This is a genomic window from Haloferax sp. s1 (assembly GCF_058382125.1).
This window is the reverse complement of the sequence record NZ_JBZRPK010000289.1, coordinates 1-2,724: the sequence shown is the minus strand read 5'-3', so window position 1 is coordinate 2,724 and position 2,724 is coordinate 1. Positions and strand designations below refer to the sequence as shown.

The following is a 2,724-nucleotide window of genomic DNA, read 5'->3' as shown; positions in this document are numbered from 1 at the left end:
CGCGCTCGACGAGACCGGTACGAACCCGAACGCGACGCTCGTCGCGACGTACGCCTCCTGTTTCCTCCCCGCCTTCCGCGTCGGCGGTCAGAAGACCGGCTTCGACGGTCTCGGCAAGGTTCAGATCGACGCCGACGCCGACCTTAACGACGACGACGACCTCGAACGCATCAGCTTCGACATCTACGTCGAAGCCGACCTCGCAGACGACGAGTTCGCGGAGATTACGGAACTCGCCGAAGACATCTGCCACGTCCACGACGCGCTCCGCGAGGAGTTGCACGCTGACGTGACCGTCGTCGGCGACGCGTTCTAAGCACCGCTCACGTCGTTTCTTTTTCAGAAAATCACTGTACGACGCTCGTGAGCACCGCAGTCAGTAGTGGGCACGTAGTCAACAGTGCCCGCAGGCGACAGCGAACGTCGCAGTTGACAGCCCAGTGCGTCTCGACGGCTAGTCGTGACGCTTCTTATAACTTCGAAGGCTCATTGCTTGTCCCTCCACGATGATGACCTCTCCGTCCAGAGGGTCTGATTCGATGGTATCGTCGACCTGTTCGCGGAAGTATGGGCTGTTCGGCTCTTCCATACCTGTCCCTTTGTCTCCCCTGATAAAAATCTTTGTCAGACATTCTCACCCGAGATAATACGGGTTCGAGGCTCAGTCGTCCGCGGCGGCAGTCGCCGATTCGTGGCTGATTTCCGTTCCGAGCACGTCGAGGAACGCCGCCAGCCACTCGGGGTGGTCCGGCCACGCCTGCCCGGTGACGAGGTTGCCGTCGACGGTCACTTCTTCGACCCACGAACAGCCAGCGTGCTCGACTTCTGCGCGGACCGCCGGGTAGGCAGTCATCTCGTAGCCGTCGAGAACGTCCGCGGCGGCGAGAATCTGCGGACCGTGGCAGATTGCCGCGACGGGCTTGTTCTCGTCGAAGAAGTGCCGGACAGTGTCGAGTAACTCGTCGTAGCCGCGGAGATACTCCGGGGCGCGTCCGCCGGGGACGACGAGGGCGTCGTAGTCAGCAGGGTCTACCTCGTCGAACGTCGCGTTCAGCACGAAGTCGTGGCCGCGTGTCTCCAGATACGTCTGGTCGCCGCGGAAGTCGTGGATGGCGGTCTTACACCGGTCGCCGTCTTCCTTTTCGGGACAGACCGTGTGTACTTCGTGACCCACCATCTGGAGCGCCTGAAACGGTACCATCACCTCGTAGTCCTCGACGAAGTCGCCGGCGAGGAGCAGAATTTTCTTTGCGGACATGGGGTTCACCCACGGTGTAGTTGTCGCGTGAGAACGATAATGGTTGTGCAGGCGTCAGAAAACGGACGTTCAGTTCCGATATGTGTTGTTTTCGACGACGTATGTCGACTACGAGATGATGCGCTCGATGTCGCCGAGTCCGTCGAGGACGTAGTCGGGTTCGTACTCACTTTGTTCCAATGCCGCATCGTCAGTCACGCCGGTTCGAACCACCGCGGTCCCCATTCCTGCGGCGAGACCGAGCGCGATATCGGTATCGAGGCGGTCGCCGACGATGAGCACGTCTTCGGGCGGGAGTCCGAGTCGGTCGAGGACGTACTCGCGCGCGACCGACGAGGGCTTTCCGAGAATCGCATCCGGGTCGCGCTCGGCGACACCGGCGACGGCGTTGATGATTGCACCGGACCCGGGAATATCGCCGTCAGCAGCGGGGATGAGGATGTCCGGGTCGGTCCCGTAGAAGGTTGCTCCACCGCGCAGGGCGACCGAAGCGTCCCGGAGGTCGTCGTAGTGGAACTCGCGGTCGATGGCAACGACGACGACTTCGGGGTCGTCGTGTGCGCCGACGAGTTCGAGACCCGCGTCTCTGAGTTGGTCGTGTAATCCCGATTCGCCGATACAGAAAGTCCGCGCACCGGGATGGTTGTCGGCGAGATACGCCGTCGTCGTCGTCCCGGAGGTGACGATTTCGTCGGCGGTCGCATCGACACCGGCCCCCCGGAGTCGCGCTTCGTACAGTGGCGGGGCTTTCGTCGGATTGTTCGAGACGAACAGGCGGTCCAGTCCGGCGGCATCGATGGCTGCAAGCCCGTCGAGCGCGCCGGGAATCGCTTCGTCACCACGAACTACTGTTCCGTCCACGTCGAGGACGACACCTCGGAACTCCATCGTTCTCGGTAGGGAGTCGTTCCTGTTGAACGTTCGCCCGCGAGAACAACTGTGTTTATTCGCCCGCGAGAATTATTATGTTCATTCATACCATATACCACAGTATGGGTGGCTCTTCGAAACAACTGGTGCGGTGGCTCCGCGGTCCCGCGACCGGAAACAGTGCGATGGGTATCTACGGACTCGTGACGGCGATGGTCGCACTCTTTTTGACCTACTCGATTGTCGCCACGCTATCGGTCGTCGTCCCCCTGTTGTCGACGACGGTTATCATCTTCACAACCATCGTCGTGTGGGTCGTGACGTGGGCGATTCTCGATATCGTCGCGAGTCGAACCCTCCGAGAGCCGTCGTCGTAGCGTTCCTTCGAGGAGCGTCGTCGTAGCGGCCTTTCAGGAACCATCGTCGTCGCGGTTCATTTCTGCGGGAGCCAGCCACGGAGAGACGCTCCCCGAGCAAGTATCGGCGGAGTCGTCTGAGAACCAAAGAACGATATGCGCGTCCCTCTACTCGTCTACCGTGACGAATACGCAGCTGACACTCGTCCAGATCGACAACTACGGGCCGTGGACAGTCAC

At 61.0% G+C, this 2,724-nt stretch carries 5 protein-coding genes; 2 read left to right on the top strand and 3 right to left on the bottom strand.

Annotation, left to right across the window (positions count from 1 at the left end):
* Positions 1 to 316, top strand: a 316-nt coding sequence (locus tag QT222_RS03025) for an OsmC family protein (protein ID WP_491476261.1), incomplete at its 5' end; no start/stop codon positions are given.
* A gap of 138 nt (positions 317 to 454) precedes the next feature.
* Here the strand turns inward: QT222_RS03025 and QT222_RS03020 are convergent.
* The 3 genes from QT222_RS03020 to QT222_RS03010 form a co-directional block, all read right to left on the bottom strand.
* Positions 455 to 589, bottom strand: coding sequence for a hypothetical protein (locus QT222_RS03020; RefSeq protein WP_491476260.1), 135 nt, complete (start codon positions 587 to 589; stop codon positions 455 to 457).
* A gap of 72 nt (positions 590 to 661) precedes the next feature.
* Positions 662 to 1,258 (bottom strand): DJ-1/PfpI family protein, encoded by a 597-nt coding sequence (locus QT222_RS03015; protein WP_004057186.1) that lies wholly within the window; start codon positions 1,256 to 1,258, stop codon positions 662 to 664.
* Positions 1,259 to 1,366: 108 nt separating this feature from the next.
* Positions 1,367 to 2,146, bottom strand: coding sequence for an HAD-IIA family hydrolase (locus QT222_RS03010; RefSeq protein WP_491476259.1), 780 nt, complete (start codon positions 2,144 to 2,146; stop codon positions 1,367 to 1,369).
* Between the two features lie 104 nt (positions 2,147 to 2,250).
* Here QT222_RS03010 and QT222_RS03005 point away from each other — a divergent pair, with 104 nt between their 5' ends.
* Positions 2,251 to 2,505 carry a hypothetical protein gene (locus QT222_RS03005; RefSeq protein WP_004057188.1) on the top strand — a complete coding sequence of 85 codons (255 nt, stop codon included), beginning with the start codon at positions 2,251 to 2,253 and terminating at the stop codon, positions 2,503 to 2,505.
* Positions 2,506 to 2,724: the final 219 nt, after the last annotated feature.